Genomic DNA, 16,164 nt, shown 5'->3' on the forward strand with positions numbered 1-16,164 from the left:
CCTTGACAGATTGTCGCATGCAGTTTTCCTTGATGGAAAATTTTTTACCGGAGAGGGCGTGTGGAGGCCCACCCTCTCGGGTAGGGGAGCCGCGGGGCCTTGGGAGGGTAGCATGCCTGACATGACGCAACGCATTGAGGCGATGCACAAGCGCGACGTGACGATCGCCTGGGCTTTCATCGTCGGTCTCTGGTTTTCCATCATCTTCGTCGCCTTCGCGACCTGGAACCTCGCGCCATCGGCGGGGGCCCGCATGCTTCTGCTGTTTGCGGGAGCGGTGGTCCTGCTGTTCAACACGGCCGCCATCGCCGCCATGCTGAAGCACTATCGCGAGGACCGGGATTTCATCTACGGCCTCGACATCAAGTTTCTCGACGAAGCGCGGGGGCACTGACCATGGCCCATTACAAGCCTCCCGTTCAAAGCAAGCTCAGCCAGCTGATCGACGTGATCGTGCTGGTGGCGCTTACCGTCGGTGCGCTCTTCGTGCCGCTCTGGCTGCATATGGCCGGATCGTCCAAGACCGTGTCGGCGCCCGTCACCGCCCCCACCTGGGAGGCGCTGGGACAGAACGCCGTCCAGGCCAAGCAATACGAGGCGCTCGGCTATACGCCGGAAACCGCCCATGACCTCATTCTGGCGCGCTTCGACTACTCCTTCACGATCAGCTCGCTTGTGGTGATGATCGTGGTGATCATCGCCTATTACGTGCTGATGCTGCGCTTCTCCGAGGCGGAATATCGCGACGTGATCGCTGAAAAATTCGACGAGAAATAGGAACCGGGCCGATGCAGACATGGGATTACATCGAATATCTGGCCTGGGGGCTTTCGGCCCTGCTCGGCCTTTTCATGGTGGCGGACTGGCTGAAGACCGACACGACCTATTCCGAAGAGGTCCTGACTTCCTCGCGCGAAGGCGAGCTGGAAGCCATGACCGAAGAAAGCTTCAAGGGGTGATGCGTCATGGCTGAATTCGACATCACATCCGCAGAACGGGACGGCATGGGGCCGCATGGCACCAAGGTCGGCCTGCTGCGCGTGCTCGGCCCCGCCCATGTCTGGGCGCTCGGCGTGGGCATCGTTCTCGTCGGCGAATATATGGGCTGGAACTTTGCCGTCGGCAAAGGTGGCGCCTATGCGGCCCTGCTCGCCTGCTGGTTCGCCGGCATTCTCTACACCTGCGTCGCCATGATCGATTCGGAGGTGACCTCCACGGTCGCCGCCGCCGGCGGTCAATATACCCAGGCGAAACACATCGTCGGCCCGCTGATGGCCTTCAATGTGGGGCTCTACCTCGTCTTTGCCTATACGATGCTGGAGGCCGCGAACGCCATCACGGCCGGCTATCTGGTGTCGGTGGTGGCGACCATGACCGGCTATACGGGCGCGCTCGACCAGCGGCCCTTCATCGTGCTGGTCATCATGTTCCTCGCCTGGCTGAACTATCGCGGGGTGCTGGCGACGCTGACCTTCAACCTGGTCATCACCGCCGTCGCCTTCGTGGCGATCCTTGTGATCTTCCTGTCGACCTCGGGCATTCTCGGCGGCGGCATCATGCAGCATGCGGCGCTCTTCCAGGGCCATGAACTGCCCTATGGCTGGATCGGCGTGCTGGCGGCCATGCATTTCGGCCTGTGGTATTATCTCGGCATCGAGGGCACCACGCAGGCGGCGGAAGAGGTGCGTTCGCCCGCGCGTGCCCTGCCCTTCGGCACGCTGGCCGGCATCATGACGCTGCTGATCGCCGCAACGCTGACCTGGTATGTCTGCTCCGGCGTCCTGCCCTGGGAATTCCTCGGCGACGGCGTGAACGGCTCGGTGGCGCCGCTCTTCGATACGGCCCGCCTTTCCGGCTCGAATGCGCTGGTCTGGCTGCTCGGCATCGGCACGCTCTTCGCCACGCTCGCCTCGGCCAACGGCTGCATCAACGATGCCTCGCGCGCCTGGTTCGCCATGGGTCGCGACAAGTATCTGCCGTCGTGGTTCGGGGCGGTGCATCCGAAATACCGCACGCCCTACCGCTCCATCGTCTTCCTCGTTCCGATCGCGCTGATCTTCGCGCTCGGTGCGCCGCTCGATCAGGTCATCACCTTCTCGATCCTGTCGGGCCTGCTGGAATATACGTTCATGCCGCTCAACATCATCCTCTTCCGCAAGAAGTGGCCGATGGGCGTGATCAAGCGCGGATACGAGCATCCCTTCCATCCGCTGCCGGCCATCACGCTGCTTGCGCTCTGCTCGATCACCTTCTTCGCGGTGTTCCTGGGCTACGGCACGCAGCTGGTGGCGATGATCGGCTTCTACATCGTGGTCAGCCTGTGGTTCCACTTCCGGCGCTATCGCTTCGTCGATCGCGGCGCGCAGTTCACCATGCCCTGGCCACGGCCGCACGGCTATTGACCGGCCCATGGCCCGCGCCCCTGACCGGGCGCGGGCCGTCTTGCGAAAGAGATGCATGACCACACTGTTGCCGCTTGCCCTTGCCGCCGGAGGGCTCCTTCTCTGGCTCGCCCTTGCCACCCGCCGCGCGCTCGGGCAGCGAAAGGCGGCGCAGGCCCGCTATTTCTCCGCTCTCTCCCCCCTCTTCGACCGCATGGCCGGCCGGATCGAGCCTTCGGGCTTCCCCCGCATGACCGGTTATCGCGGCGCCGACGGCTTCGATCTGCAGGCCCTGCCCGATAGTCTCACCTTTCGCAAGCTGCCGGCGCTCTGGGTGATGGTGACGCTGCCGGTGCCGCTGCCGGTTCGCGCCACGCTGGATATCATGGCCCGGCCCGGCGGGCTGGAAACCTTTTCCCGTTTTTCCAGCCTGCCGCAGACCCTGCCCACCCCACCGAGCCTGCCGGACGGCACGGTGATCCGCACGGACGATGCGGCCGGCGTGCCGCCGATCGAGCGGATCGAACCGCATCTCGGCCTCTTTGCCGATCCGCGCGTCAAGGAACTGGTGATTTCGCCGAAAGGGCTGCGCTTCGTCATCCTGGCCGAAGAGGCCGAGCGCGGGCGCTACCTCATCTTCCGCGATTCGGAACTGGGGGGCACGCCGCTTGCGCCGGAGCGCGTGAAACCCCTGATCGACACGCTTCTTGCCCTCAGAGACGGATTGAACGAGGCCTCATGACCAAGCCCCCGAACCCCTATGCGGTGCTCGCCCTTGCCACGGTCCTGCCGGGCATGGGACAGGTGATCAACCGGCAGCCGCTGCGCGGCCTGATCTTCGTGTTTTTCGTAATCCTGCTCGGGGCCTTCACGCTGAAGACGGCGGGGCCGGAGATTTCCTTCATCGGCAAGATCTCGGGCGGACTGTTCGTCTGGGCCATGGCGATGATGGATGCCTACCGGACGGCGAAGCTGCGCCGCGCCGTCTACGATCGCGCCCGCGCCTGATCAGCCCTGCGGATAGGAAATGACCGAGAGATAGCGCGCAGGCAGCTTCACCAGCGTTTCCGGCCCATGCGGCGCGTCCGCATCGAAGAACAGGCTGTCGCCGGGTTTCAGCGGATAGATCTGGTCGCCATGCCGGTAATCCACCTCGCCTTCGAGCATGTAGAGCAGCTCCAGCCCCTCGTGCTGGAAGGCCGGGAAGGTGTCGCTCTCGGTGGTGAGCGTGATGAGATAGGGTTCCACCGTGACGCCGGAGGAATTGGAACCGATATGGCCGAGCAGGTTGTACTGGTGGCCGGCGCGCGTGCCCCGCCGCTCGATCTCGATATGCTCGCCTGCCTTGACGTGCTGCGCCTCGCGCCGCTCCTCATAGCTGCGGAAAAAAGCCGTCAGCGGGACGGAGAAGGCATGGGAAAGAACCTGCAACGTGGTGAGCGAGGGCGAGGTATTGCCATTCTCGATCTTCGACAACATGCCGATCGACAGGCCCGTGGCACTGGCGAGGTCGGCCACCGTCATGCCGAGCTGGCGGCGGTAATTGCGCACCTCCCGCCCGATCGCCGCCTCCAGATTGCGCTCGGTAATCTCGCGCACGCGATGCGGATCCTGGTCGAAGGCAGGCTTGACCCGGGGCAGATTCGGCTGTTCGGCATTCGACATGGTTGCATTCCTGATAAAATCCCAGTCATTTTTCCTACCGGGAAACACAACCTGCCGCAAGGGCGCGATCAGATCACCGACCGGGCGGTGACCTCCAGCGCGTGGAAAAGGCTCGCCGCAGAGGAGCGGGGGCCGTAAAGCGTGATCGAACCGGCGCCGTGCCGGATGAGATAGCAGCCGATATGCTCGATCACGGTGCGGCTGGCAAAGCCATCCGGCGCCTCCGCGAAATCCACGTTGGAGAGCCGTTCGAGAAGCGGTGCCAGATCAGGCGCGCCAAGATCGAACCGCACCCAGGCGTCGGTCTGTTCGGTGATCGAGGCCGCCTCGCCGAAGGCGGGCTTCAGCGCGGCGACAATATCCGCATGGGTGGCATAATCCGCCTCGACCATCCACATGTCGGGTGCAACCCAGAAGGAAGACCAGACAGGGCCCGAAGCCGCCCGGGCCGGGGCGGGCAGCGGCAGGCCGAGCGTGGAGGCGACGCTGCGCAGCGCCTCGTCCTTTCCCTTGCGGGTGGCGAGCGAGGCGAGCGCCACGTCGAAGCGCTCGACGATCCGGTAGGGACCGATATCCAGGGTTTTCGGGGTCTGGTGGCCAAGGGCCGTCAATGCGTGCAAGGGCTCAGCCACGGAGTCTCTCCCCTTCCGGATCAAAGAAATGCGGCGACACGATTTCCACCTCGGTCTCCGTCCCCGCGAGCAGGTTGACCGCCCGCATGCGGCGACCGATCTTCTGGTCGCCGGCCTTGAGATAACCGAGCGCGATATCGCAGCCGAGATGCGGCGAATAGACCTTGGAGGTCAACCATCCGCCATCATTGGCGATCACGGCGGCCGCCCCCGGTTCGAGGAAGTGGCTGCCCGCCGTCAGCGTGCCCTTGGGATCGACCGGCTTGACCCCGACGAGGCGATAGCCGCCCGGATCGTTCATGCCCTCGCGCTGGGACAGAACCATGCCGATGCTGTCCTTCTTCTTCGAGACCATCTTGCCGAGGCCCATGTTGAGGGCGGTGGACTGGCCGTTCAGCTCGTTGCCGGCCACATGGCCCTTCTCGACGCGCATGACGCCGAGCGCTTCCGTCCCGTAGACCACCGCGTCGAAGGCCTTGCCTTCTTCCACCAGCCGCCGGATCAGCGCATCGCCATAGCGGGTCGGCACGGCGATTTCGTAAGCCAGTTCGCCCGAGAAGCTGATGCGGAAGAGACGGGCCCGCAGGCCGCCGATGGTGATGTTGCCGGCCGCCATATAGGGGAAGGCCGCGTCGGAAATATCCTGATCCACCAGTTTTTCCAGCAGGCGACGGGCATTGGGTCCGGCGACCGAGAACTGCGCCCAGGCCTCGGTGGTCGAGATCAGCTGGACATCCATGTCCGGCCACAGCACCTGCCGGCAATATTCGAGGTGACGGAACACCGTGACCGCATTGGCGGTGGTGGTCGTCATCACATATTCGTTCTCGCCCATGCGCGCGGTGGTGCCGTCGTCGAAGACCATCCCGTCCTCGCGCAGCATCAGCCCGTAGCGGCAGCGCCCGACGGCGAGCGTGGAGAAGGTGTTGCAATAGACCTTGTCGAGGAAGGCCCCCGCATCCGTGCCCTGGATATCGATCTTGCCGAGCGTGGTCACGTCGCAGATGCCGACGGACTTGCGGGTCGCCAGCACTTCGCGGTCGACGCTCTCGCGCCAGTGAGTTTCGCCGGGCTTCGGCAGCCACTGGGTGCGCAGCCACATGCCGACCTCGACGAAGATCGCGCCCTGTTCCTCGGCCCACTTGTGCGAGGGCGTGAGACGGAAGGGCTTGAACGCCTTGCCGCGCGAGCGGCCGGCGAGCGTGCCCATGGCAACAGGCGTATAGGGCGGGCGATAGATGGTGGTGCCCGTCTGCGGAATGGTCTGTCCGGTGAGGCCCGCCATGATCGCCAGACCGATCACATTGCCGGTCTTGCCCTGATCGGTCGCCATGCCGAGCGTGGTATAGCGCTTCATGTGCTCGACGGAGGTGAAGTTTTCCTTCTGGGCGAGCTTCACGTCCTTGACGGTGACGTCGTTCTGCGGGTCGATCCAGGCACGGCCCTTGCCCGCGTTGACATACCATTTCGGCGTGATCGAGACGGGCTTGTCTTCGGCCTCGGGCAGCGCATCGGCCTTGCCGGCGATGCCGAGATCGGCAAGGGCGGCGAGCGCCGCCCGCTGCCCGCTGTCCAGCGCCGCATGGGTGGACATCAGGCCGGCGGCAGCCCCGGCGGCACTCAGACCGGGCGGGCCGCCCTCGCCGGGCACGAAGGCCTGCAGCGTCTCGTCCCAGGTGGGCCGGGAGCGGTGATGGGAGGAAATGTTGACGTTCGGGTTCCAGCCGCCGGAGACGCCGAGCGCGCTGACGGAGACCGTCTCCGTCCGGCCGTTTGCCTGCCGGATGGTAATCGAGCTCAGACCGAGGCGGCCGGAGGCATCGATGACCTCCGCACCCTTGAGATGCCGGATGCCGGGCAGTAGCGGTCCGTCGGGCCGGGCATCGGCCACGGCCACCACGTCGACACCCTTCGCCACCAGATCGGTCGCGGTGCGCAGGCCGTCGTCATTGTTGGTGAAGATGGCGACGCTTTCGCCCACGGCCACGCCGAAGCGGTTGGCATAGGTGCGCAGCGCGCCGGCCAGCATGATGCCCGGACGATCGTTGTTCTCGAAGGCGATCGGCCTTTCGGTGGCGCCGCCCGTCAGGAGCGCGCGCTTCGAATAGATGCGCCAGAGCGTCTGGCGCGGCTTTCCGGCGGCGGGCACGGCCACATGGTCGCTCACCCGCTCCACCGCACCGTAGATGCCGTGGTCGAAGGCGCCGATGACGGTCGTGCGCAGCATCAGCCGCACATGGGGCAGGCTTGCCAGTTCGGCCACCGCACGGTCGGCCCAGTCGGCACCGGCCATGCCGCCGACGGTCAGGGTTTCGGCGTTCAGCCGGCCGCCGAAGCGGAAATCCTCGTCTGCCAGGATGACGCGTGCGCCTGACCGCCCGGCGGCAAGCGCCGCCATCAGGCCCGCGGGACCCGCGCCGATGACCAGAAGGTCGCAATGCAGGAAGCCCTTGTCATACTCGTCCGGGTCCTCCTGGCGGGTCAGGCTTCCGAGGCCTGCCGCACGGCGGATGATCGGCTCGTAGACCTTTTCCCAGAAGGAGGCGGGCCACATGAAGGTCTTGTAGTAGAAGCCGGCGGTGAAGAAGGTGTTCAGCCGGTCGTTGATGGCCAGTGCATCGAAGGCAAGCGAGGGCCAGCGGTTCTGGCTGGTCGCCTCGAGCCCGTCGAAAAGCTCGGCCACCGTGGCGCGCGTGTTCGGTTCCTGGCGGGCGCCGGAACGCAGTTGCACCAGCGCATTCGGCTCTTCAGAGCCTGCCGAAAGCGGCCCGCGCGGGCGATGATACTTGAAGCTGCGGCCCATCAGGCGCACGCCGCTCGCGAGCAGCGCTGAGGCGAGCGTATCGCCCGGATGCCCCTCGTAGGACGTGCCGTCGAAGGTGAAGCGGAGGGTTCTGGCGCGGTCGATCTGGCCGCCGGAAATTCGGTTCTTCTGGCTCATTTCGTCCGTCCCATCGCCTTGGCCACGTCGCGTGCGAGTTCGACCCTGACAATCTCGTGGGTCACGGTGTTGCGGGTTACCACCAGCCAGGAGCGGTCGCCCTGCTCATGATACCAGAGTTCGCGATGTTCGCCGGCCGGGTTGTCGCGGTTGTAAAGATAGTCGTGAAAGGCCTCGATGCCTGCGGCAAGTCCGTCAGGCCGGTTCATCAGGCTCGCATCGCCGAGATAGACGAATTCCTGGGAGTCGCGCGGTCCGAGGATCGGATGATGGATGATCATGGCTTCCTCTCAATGCAGGTTCGGGGTGGCGCCCTGGCCCTTTTCGTCGATCATCAGTCCCTTAAGGAACCGGTCGAAGCGATAGGCCGTGGCGGTGACATGCGGTTCGTCCCGCGCGAGAAGATGGGCGAAGCACCAGCCGGAGGCGGGCGTCGCCTTGAAGCCGCCATAGCACCAGCCGCCATTGAAATAGAGACCGTCCACGGGCGTCTTGTCGATGATCGGCGAACCGTCCATCGACATGTCCATGATGCCGCCCCAGGTGCGCAGGAGCCGTGCCCGGCCGATGGAGGGCATCAGCGCCATGCCGCCTTCCGCCACATCCTCGATGACGGGCAGGTTGCCGCGCTGGGCATAGGAATTGTAGCCGTCGATGTCGCCGCCGAAGACGAGGCCGCCCTTGTCGGACTGGCTGACATAGAAATGGCCGGCCCCGAAGGTCATCACCCCGTCGATGAAGGGCTTCAGCCCCTCGGACACGAAGGCCTGCAGCACATGGCTTTCGATCGGAAGGCGCATGCCCGCATGGGCCATGACCTTCGACGAGGAGCCGGCGACCGCCACGCCCACCTTGCCGGCGCCGATGAAGCCCCGGGTCGTCTCGACCCCCAGCACCTTGCCGTTCTCGATGCGCATGCCCGTGACTTCGCAGTTCTGGATGAGATCGACGCCGCGCATGTCGGCGCCGCGGGCATAGCCCCAGGCCACCGCATCGTGACGCACCGTGCCGCCCCGGCGCTGCATCAGCGCGCCCTTGATCGGGAAACGGGCATTGTCGAAATTCAGCCAGGGATACATGGCGCGCACCTGCTCGCGGTCGAGCAGTTCCGCATCGGCCCCGTTCAGGATCATGGCATTGCCGCGCCGGGTGAAGGCGTCGCGCTGCGCGTCCGTATGAATGAGGTTGATGATGCCGCGCTGGGACACCATGGCATTGTAGTTGAAATCCTGCTCCAGCCCTTCCCAGAGCTTCAGCGAGAATTCGTAGAAGGGCTCATTGCCGTCGAGCAGGTAGTTGGAGCGGATGATCGTGGTGTTGCGGCCCACATTGCCGCCGCCGAGATAGCCCTTTTCGAGCACCGCGATCCGGCTCTTGCCGAATTCCTTGGCGAGATAATAGGCCGTCGCCAACCCATGCCCGCCGCCGCCGATGATGATATAGTCATAATGCGCCTGGGGAGCGGGGTCGCGCCAGACGGGCTTCCAGCCCCGATGCCCGGTCAAGGCTTCGACGATGACCTTCAGGCCCGAATATCGCATGGTTCATATCCCCCATTGCTCAGTTCGAGCAGACTAACATTGCCCACCGGCAAAAAGCGTCCTTTTTGGCCACAAGCGTGACATTTTCAGCCATCCTCTCCGGGGCGCGGTCGCGCGCGGTTTTTTGGCGGGGGAAGACAATCCCGCGCCGCCCGGTGATTGCCGCCGAACCCGGATTTTCGTATTGCTTGGCTCGTCTTGTTGCTCAGCGGAACCCGTCATGTCGATCAGCCTTGCCCACCTGCGTGCCGTCGACGCCCTTGCCCGGACCGGACAATTCTCCAAGGCGGCCCAGGATCTCGGGGTCAGCCAGCCAACCATCTCCACGCAGGTGAGCGCCTTCGAGACCCAGAGTGCGATCCGCATCTTCATCCGGGACGGCCATGTGATCCGCCCGGCGCCCGGTGCGGAGCGTCTTCTCGGCAAGATCCGCATGGCGCTGGCCGCCATCGACGATATCCATCGGGAAATCACCGATCCGGAACGGGTCACGTCGGGGCGGGTTTCCATCGGTTTCAGCGCCCACCGGCTGATCATGCCCATTCTCACCGCCTTCGTGGAGCGGTTTCCCAATCTTCACGTCTCGACCCGCGGCGGACCCTCGCTGGAACTGGCGGAAGCCGTCGTGCGGGGCGAGCTCGATCTGGCTTTCCTGTCGCAGGCCATGCCCGATCCCCGGCTGCACAATCTGGAACTGCGTCGCTGCCGCATCGTGGCTTACGGGCAGAAGGGCAATCCCGTGCTTCGAAGCGGGCATGTGGATATCCGCCGCCTGTCGCAGGAAAAGTTGGTGCTGTGGAACCGCCTGTCGGCCACCCGCAACCTGGTTGAAACCATGGCGCGCAATGCGGGGGTCACCCTTTCGCCCGTCATGGAGGTGGCCACCCATGACGTTGCCTTTGCCGCGGCGGCCTCCGGAATGGGCATTGCCATCGCCATCGAGGGCGAACTGCCCCAGGATTCCGAGATCGAGGTGTCGATTATCGACGATCCGCTGTCCGATATCGGCCATTACATGGTGACCCTGCCGGAATCCCGGCACTATGCGGCCATCGCCGGATTTCTCTCCGTCTGCGAGCCCCTTGCAACCGCAAAGCGATCCTAGCCCGATTGCGCCCGAAAATGTCGCAGTCCGATCTATAGACTGTGCCTATGATTATAGAAATTTTTGATTATTTGACATCATTTATAGCGTGAATATATAGTTCATCCTGCCGGGCAAGTCCAAAAGTGGCTTGTGTCGCCGGCAAAATGCAACCGCGTGGGCAAGAAGCGCGGACAGAAAAAGCAAGAGCAGACATCAAATCCATACACGCCCGGCCGAACCGGGCGGCAGGGCCCTGAAAAGCCCGGACTCGCGGTCGATTGCCGATCCGCGAAACGATGCCGGCTTGCCTCCGATCTGTCCGCGACGGGCCCGCAACGGGACCATGGCCACCGCCATCAACGACCATATGAGGGAACTGGACGATGACGACGAAAAAACTGGGAATGGAAATCAACCGCAGGCACTTCCTGGCCGGATCTGCCATGCTGGCGGCCGGCGCGGTTCTCGCAGGCGGCGTCCGCAGCGCCTTCGCCAATACGATGGACGACTGGACGGCGCCCCTCGATATCGAGAAGGCAAAGGTCGAAGCTGCGGAATTTTCGAGCTACGGCATGCCGGACAGCTGGGCCAATTACGGCGAAGTCCTGCAATCCATGGCCAAGAAATACGACTTCAAGCTGAACCATGTGGATACGGACATGGGCTCGCTGGAGGAAATCACCAAATTCGAGGCGGAGAAGGACAATCCGGTCGCCATTTCCGGCGATATCGGCATTCTCTACGGCAAGGTGGCGTCCGACAAGGGCGTGGTGCCGGATTACATTCCGCCGAACGCGGCCAAGCTTCCCGATGGCCTGAAGGGCGCCACCGGTGGCTGGGTCGCGACCTTCGTGGGCGTGCCTGCGATGGTGGTGAACACGGATGTGATCAAGACTGTGCCGCGCACCTGGCAGGATCTGCTGAAGCCGGAATATACGGGCAAGATCGGTGCGGTCGATGCCAGCGGCACCAGCGGCACCGACGTGGCCATCTTCCTCGCCTGGGCCTATGCCCATGGCGGCAGCGAACTGGACATGAAGCCCGGCGCCGATTTTGCCCGGCAGATGCTCGCCCAGTTCTCCTCGGGGCAGAAGAACAGCCAGACGCTGGAGCGCGGCGAAGTGCCGATCCAGCTGAAATATGACTTCAACTGCATCGCCGCCGCGGCGGCCCTGAAGGAAAAGGGCGTCAATGCGGAAGTCGTCATTCCGGACGTGTCGATCTATTCGCCCTCGGCGCTGATGATCAACCGCTACAACCTGGCCAAGATGAATGCCGCCAAGCTGCTGCTCGACCACGTGCTGACGGATGAGGCGCAGACCGCCTTCGCCCGCTTCGGCGCCCGTCCGATCCGCTGGGTTCTCGGCGACCTCAAACTTCCCGACGATGCCCGCAAGGGATGGCTGCCGGACAGCGCCTATGCCGGCGTGAAGCAGATCCCGAACTGGGATCTCGTGGATGTCGCCGCGCTTGCCGGCGTCTGGCAGGAACAGGTCGCGGGAGGCTGAACCCTTGACGGACGCACAGATCTTGCCGAACGGAGGCGGGGGAAAGGACCCATCTGCCCCCAAACCCGCGCCCCTTTCCACCTTCTGGGTGGACTGGTCGCTGGCAATCCCCCTCATCCTTCTGGCGGGGTGCGCTCTGGTCCTTCCCTGTCTTGTGCTGATCCGCGCAAGCTTTGCCGGCCCCTCGGGGGCCGGCTTCACGCTCGCCAACTGGGCGGCCGTGCTCGGCTCCGCCGCCATGCGGCAGGCTGTCCTCAACAGTCTCTATCTCGGCGTCATGGTGGCGACCGTTTCCATGCTTGTCGGCGTGCCGCTCGCCTGGCTGGTCTCCCGCATGCCGCGGGTGCAGCGCTCGCTGCATCTCGGCATGCTGAACGTGGCGACCAATTTCAGCGGCATCGGCCTCGGCTTCGCCTATTTTGCCGCCATCGGCACCTATGGCATGGTCACGCTGTCGCTGCAGCGGTTCGGCGTCGCGTTCGAACCGCCCTCGGCGAATGGCTTCACCGGGCTGGTCGTGGCCTATATCTACGGCAATATCCCGCTGTTCGTGCTGTTCTCCCTGCCCGCCATGAGCCTCATCAAGGATGACTGGCAGGAAGCGGCGAAGACCTGCGGGGCAACCTGGCTGCAATTCTGGTACCGGGTGGGCTTTCCGGTCATTCGGCCCTTCATCACCGCCTCCTGGCTGCTGATCTTCACCTGGACCGTCGGGCTTTACGGCCTGCCGGTGGCGCTGGTCGGCAATACGCCGCTGGCGACCCGCCTGATCACCGTCGAAATGAACCGGTCCCTTCTCGGATCGCTGTTCGGCAGCCAGCGCATGCCCGTGCTTGCGGTCATCCTGATGATCCTCGCGCTGATCAGCCTGGCGCTCTACCGCTATTCCGTAAAAAGGGGAACGAAATGGCTGTCATGACGACAACCCTGACGACGAACAATCCTTCACCGCTGCCCGTGCCCAAGGGGTTGCGCAAGCTGCCCGGCCGGTTCCTGATCGGCGCCGTCAGCGCCTATATCCTGCTGCCCATGCTGGCCGTGCTGCTCTATTCGCTGGCCACCCGGTGGACGACCAATGTGCTGCCGGACGGCTATACCCTGTCCCATTGGATGGAGGGCTTTGCCGACGAGCGTTTCCGCACGGTGCTGTTGCGCTCGCTGGCGCTGGCAGTCGGGGTGGCGGTGGCCGACATCCTGCTGGTGGCGCCGGCCGTCTACTGGCAGCATGTCCGCCATCCAGCCATCCGGCCGGTGCTGGAAACGCTGGCGGCCATTCCCTTCGCCATGCCGCTCGTGGTGCTTGCCTTCGGCATGCTCGAGATCACCGGCGATTACGCTCCCTGGGCACAGGGAACGGTGGGGCTGGTGGCGGTCATGCACATGGCGGTCGCCTTTTCCTTCGTCTACTGGGCGCTGGACGGGTCCATGGCGGCGGCGAATGTGCGGACGCTCACCGAAGCCGCCCGCACCTGCGGCGCCGGTCTCGGGACGACCATCTTCAAGGTCATCCTGCCCAATATCGGCCCCGGCTTGACCTCGGGCGCCATCATGGCCTTCGGCATTTCCTTCAACGAGATCGCGCTCGTGCAGATCCTCGTCGGCAGCCGTTTCGAGACGGTGCAGCTCTATCTGCTCAACATGCTGAAGAGCGCGGACGCGGATTTCAACATCCTCGCGGTCATGACCTCGATCAACTTCTTCGTCACGCTCGCCCTCTCGATCGGTGTCGTCTATTTCAACGACTCCTCCTCGAAGCGGCTGGCGGATAGCGGCCAGGGAGGCCACTGATGAGCAGCTCCATCACCATATCCAGCCTTGTGAAAACCTATGGCGGCAAGCGCGCGCTCGATCATGTCGACCTTGAAGTCGGCGAGAGCGAACTGATCGCCCTGCTCGGCAGCTCCGGCTGCGGCAAGACCACGCTGTTGCGCTGCATCGCGGGCCTGACGGAACCGGATAGCGGACGCATTCTCTTCGGTGGGGAAGACGTCACCCGCATGCCGACCCAGAAACGGCCGATCGGCATGGTCTTCCAGTCCTATGCGCTGTTTCCCAACATGACCGTGCGGGACAATATCGGCTTTCCGCTGGCGATCCGCGGCGAGCAGCAAAAAGCCGTCGCCCGCCGGGTGGACGAGTTGCTGGCGTTGGTCGGGCTCGAAGACCGGGCGGATCACCATCCGAACCAGCTTTCGGGGGGCCAGCAGCAGCGGACGGCGCTGGCCCGGGCGCTCGCGCCCGATCCGAAGGTGCTGCTGCTCGACGAGCCGCTTTCCGCGCTCGATGCGGTGGTGCGCGATTACCTGCGCGACGAGATCCGCCGCATCCAGCAGTCGATCAAAACGACCGCCATCCTCGTCACCCACGACCAGTCGGAGGCCCTTGCGGTGGCCGACCGGGTGGTGGTGATGCGGGCCGGCCGGATCGAGCAGGTGGCGCGTCCGGACGAGCTCTACGACCGTCCGAGCACCGCCTTCAGCGCCCGGTTCATCGGCGGTCGCAACGAGCTGGACCTGAAGGTGCAGAACGGCCATGTCAGCCTCGGCAAGGCGCTGGTCATGCCGGTGCAGGGCAATCTCGCCCGCGCCCGGGTCTTCATCCGCGCTGAAGACATCGTGCGCACCACCCATGGGGAAGTGGCCCGCGTGGAAGCCAAGCTCTTCCAGGGGCAGACCACCCGATTCTATCTCAGCATCGATGGTGAGGAATCGCCGCTTCGGCTGCGCGTCGACTGGGCCAGCCGCGAAGTGGCCGATATCGAGGTGGGCCAGTCGGTCCGGGTCGCCGTCCGTCCAGAGAATGTGCATGTCTTCGAAGCCTGACGCATCGCTCAACGTGCTCCTGATCACCGCCGACCAATGGCGCGGTGATCTCCTCCCCGGCGGGGTCGGAGGCCACAGGCCTCCGACCCCTTCGCTCGATTGGCTGGCGCAGGACGGCACGCGCTTTGCCCGGCATTACTGCCAGGCCTATCCCTGCGGCCCGGCCCGGGCCGGCCTGATCACCGGCCTCTATCCCCACAAGCACCGTTCGATCCGAAACGGCACGCCGCTCGACCGACGTCACCGCACGCTGTTCCAGGAAGCGCGCTCCGGCGGCTATCGCCCGGTTCTCTTCGGCTATACGGACACGACAGCCGATCCGCGCGGCCTCGATCCCGCCGATCCGGCCTGCGGCGATTACGAAGGCGTTGCCCCCGGGCTCGATGTCGGTCTGCTTCTGACCGAATCCGCCCGGCCCTGGCTCTCCCACCTGAAGGCGCGCGGGTATCCGGTCGACGATCCCGATCGCGGGCGGGACGGGATCTTCCGGAAGTGCCGGTTCGGCGAGCCGGCCCTTTTCCGGGCCGAAGACAGCGAAGCAGCCTTTCTGACCGACCGTTTCCTCGATCATCTCTCGGCGGTGGGGCGCAAGCCCTTCTTCGCCCATCTGTCCTATATCGCGCCCCATCCTCCCTTTGCGGCGGCCGATCCCTATTTCAGCGCCGTCGATCCCGCCTTGCAGAGACTGCCCATTCCGGGCGACGGATCCGCCACGAGCCATCCGCTGGTGGAAGCCATCCAGGAGCGCCAGGACCTCGGCGATTTCGTGCCCGGTCTCGAAGGATCGGTGCGGACGGCGTCCGAAGCGGTCATCCGGCAGGTCCGGGCCATCTATGCCGCTCTCTGCATGGATGTGGACCACCAGATCGGCCGTATCCTGCACGCCCTGAAGGCCGCCGGGCTTTACGAAAATACCCTCATCGTCGTGGCCGGGGATCACGGGGAGCAGCTCTTCGATCACGGCCTGATGGGCAAGCTCGCCTATTTCGACCAGTCCGCCCATATTCCGCTGATCGTCCGCGATCCGCGCGGGACGGCGGATGCCGGACGGGGCCGCACCGTGACCGCCTTTACCCAGTCCATCGATGTGGTTCCGACCATCCTCGATGCGCTCGGCCTTGGCATCCCGGTCAACATGGACGGCGAAAGCCTCGGTCCCTGGCTTGCGGGCGCCACGCCGGCCGGCTGGCGGGACGCCGCCTACTGGAGCCATGATTTCGCCGATCTCGCCAGCCGGCGCGCGCAGGAGCGTTTCCGCTTGCCGGCGGATCTGTGCAACCTTCACGTGGTGCGCACCGAGCGGTTCAAATATGTGCGCTTCGCCGCCATGCCGCCGGTGCTGTTCGATCTACGCGACGATCCGCTGGAAACCGTGAACCGGGCCGGCGATCCGGCCTTGGCCGGGCTGGAGAGGGAGGGCCTGGAGCGGCTTCTCGACCTCAGGCTCCGGCACGAGGAGCGCAGCCTGAGCGGCTTGCAGGCCGCGGGCGGAGCCCTTTACGGCAGCCTCTGAAGGGGGCTGCCGGCATCCGTCCCGCCGCTGCCGCCATGTCCCGCCGCTCGTCTCTTCCCCATGGCAAGAAGCCT

Annotated in this window: 17 protein-coding genes; 12 read left to right on the forward strand and 5 right to left on the reverse strand. The window is 64.8% G+C overall.

Annotated features, from left to right (window positions below):
• Positions 1 to 112 precede the first annotated feature (112 nt).
• From ACT54B_RS19945 to ACT54B_RS19970, 6 genes are read left to right on the forward strand one after another with little or no spacing between them, the layout of a single operon-like run.
• Positions 113 to 394, forward strand: coding sequence for a hypothetical protein (locus ACT54B_RS19945; RefSeq protein ID WP_476047514.1), 282 nt, complete (start codon positions 113 to 115; stop codon positions 392 to 394).
• A gap of 2 nt (positions 395 to 396) precedes the next feature.
• Entirely contained in the window at positions 397 to 777 is a 381-nt protein-coding gene (locus ACT54B_RS19950; RefSeq protein ID WP_476047515.1) for a hypothetical protein, read from the forward strand.
• 11 nt (positions 778 to 788) lie between these two features.
• Positions 789 to 959 (forward strand): hypothetical protein, encoded by a 171-nt coding sequence (locus ACT54B_RS19955; RefSeq protein WP_476047516.1) that lies wholly within the window; start codon positions 789 to 791, stop codon positions 957 to 959.
• Between the two features lie 6 nt (positions 960 to 965).
• Positions 966 to 2,402: an APC family permease gene (locus ACT54B_RS19960; RefSeq protein ID WP_476047518.1), complete on the forward strand. Its 1,437-nt coding sequence runs from the start codon at positions 966 to 968 to the stop codon at positions 2,400 to 2,402.
• Between the two features lie 55 nt (positions 2,403 to 2,457).
• Positions 2,458 to 3,123, forward strand: a complete 666-nt coding sequence (locus ACT54B_RS19965) for a hypothetical protein (RefSeq protein ID WP_476047520.1) — start codon at positions 2,458 to 2,460, stop codon at positions 3,121 to 3,123.
• Positions 3,120 to 3,389 carry a hypothetical protein gene (locus ACT54B_RS19970; protein WP_476047521.1) on the forward strand — a complete coding sequence of 90 codons (270 nt, stop codon included), beginning with the start codon at positions 3,120 to 3,122 and terminating at the stop codon, positions 3,387 to 3,389. Before ACT54B_RS19965 ends, ACT54B_RS19970 begins: the two co-directional genes overlap by 4 nt.
• Here the strand turns inward: ACT54B_RS19970 and ACT54B_RS19975 are convergent, their stop codons facing one another.
• From ACT54B_RS19975 to ACT54B_RS19995, 5 genes are all read right to left on the reverse strand, one after another.
• A complete protein-coding gene (locus tag ACT54B_RS19975; RefSeq protein WP_476047523.1) occupies positions 3,390 to 4,046 on the reverse strand; it encodes a helix-turn-helix domain-containing protein in 657 nt (218 codons plus the stop codon). It lies immediately after the preceding gene.
• A 68-nt stretch (positions 4,047 to 4,114) separates the two neighbouring features.
• Positions 4,115 to 4,678, reverse strand: a complete 564-nt coding sequence (locus ACT54B_RS19980; protein WP_476047524.1) for a sarcosine oxidase subunit gamma — start codon at positions 4,676 to 4,678, stop codon at positions 4,115 to 4,117.
• The gene (locus ACT54B_RS19985) at positions 4,671 to 7,619 is read right to left on the reverse strand and encodes a sarcosine oxidase subunit alpha family protein (protein WP_476047525.1); all 2,949 of its coding nucleotides are present in this window, start codon (positions 7,617 to 7,619) and stop codon (positions 4,671 to 4,673) included. The genes ACT54B_RS19980 and ACT54B_RS19985 overlap by 8 nt, the downstream gene beginning before the upstream one ends.
• Positions 7,616 to 7,900: a sarcosine oxidase subunit delta gene (locus tag ACT54B_RS19990; protein ID WP_476047527.1), complete on the reverse strand. Its 285-nt coding sequence runs from the start codon at positions 7,898 to 7,900 to the stop codon at positions 7,616 to 7,618. Before ACT54B_RS19990 ends, ACT54B_RS19985 begins: the two co-directional genes overlap by 4 nt.
• A gap of 9 nt (positions 7,901 to 7,909) precedes the next feature.
• Positions 7,910 to 9,160 (reverse strand): sarcosine oxidase subunit beta family protein, encoded by a 1,251-nt coding sequence (locus ACT54B_RS19995; RefSeq protein ID WP_476047529.1) that lies wholly within the window; start codon positions 9,158 to 9,160, stop codon positions 7,910 to 7,912.
• Positions 9,161 to 9,380: 220 nt separating this feature from the next.
• On the opposite strand from ACT54B_RS19995, the gene ACT54B_RS20000 reads away from it, so the two are divergent.
• The 6 genes from ACT54B_RS20000 to ACT54B_RS20025 all read left to right on the forward strand — a co-directional run bounded on the left by ACT54B_RS20000 (position 9,381) and on the right by ACT54B_RS20025 (position 16,090).
• Positions 9,381 to 10,265 carry a LysR family transcriptional regulator gene (locus ACT54B_RS20000; protein WP_476047531.1) on the forward strand — a complete coding sequence of 295 codons (885 nt, stop codon included), beginning with the start codon at positions 9,381 to 9,383 and terminating at the stop codon, positions 10,263 to 10,265.
• Between the two features lie 365 nt (positions 10,266 to 10,630).
• Positions 10,631 to 11,755, forward strand: a complete 1,125-nt coding sequence (locus ACT54B_RS20005; RefSeq protein WP_476047533.1) for an extracellular solute-binding protein — start codon at positions 10,631 to 10,633, stop codon at positions 11,753 to 11,755.
• A gap of 4 nt (positions 11,756 to 11,759) precedes the next feature.
• On the forward strand, positions 11,760 to 12,674 hold the full coding sequence (locus ACT54B_RS20010) for a hypothetical protein (protein ID WP_476047535.1): 915 nt from the start codon (positions 11,760 to 11,762) through the stop codon (positions 12,672 to 12,674).
• Complete coding sequence (locus tag ACT54B_RS20015) at positions 12,671 to 13,543, forward strand: ABC transporter permease (RefSeq protein WP_476047536.1); 873 nt, start codon at positions 12,671 to 12,673, stop codon at positions 13,541 to 13,543. Before ACT54B_RS20010 ends, ACT54B_RS20015 begins: the two co-directional genes overlap by 4 nt.
• Complete coding sequence (locus tag ACT54B_RS20020; protein WP_476047537.1) at positions 13,543 to 14,577, forward strand: ABC transporter ATP-binding protein; 1,035 nt, start codon at positions 13,543 to 13,545, stop codon at positions 14,575 to 14,577. The genes ACT54B_RS20015 and ACT54B_RS20020 overlap by 1 nt, the downstream gene beginning before the upstream one ends.
• Positions 14,561 to 16,090: a sulfatase-like hydrolase/transferase gene (locus ACT54B_RS20025; protein WP_476047539.1), complete on the forward strand. Its 1,530-nt coding sequence runs from the start codon at positions 14,561 to 14,563 to the stop codon at positions 16,088 to 16,090. The genes ACT54B_RS20020 and ACT54B_RS20025 overlap by 17 nt, the downstream gene beginning before the upstream one ends.
• Positions 16,091 to 16,164 lie beyond the last annotated feature (74 nt).

The sequence above is a fragment of the Gellertiella sp. DMC107 genome (genome assembly GCF_056313605.1).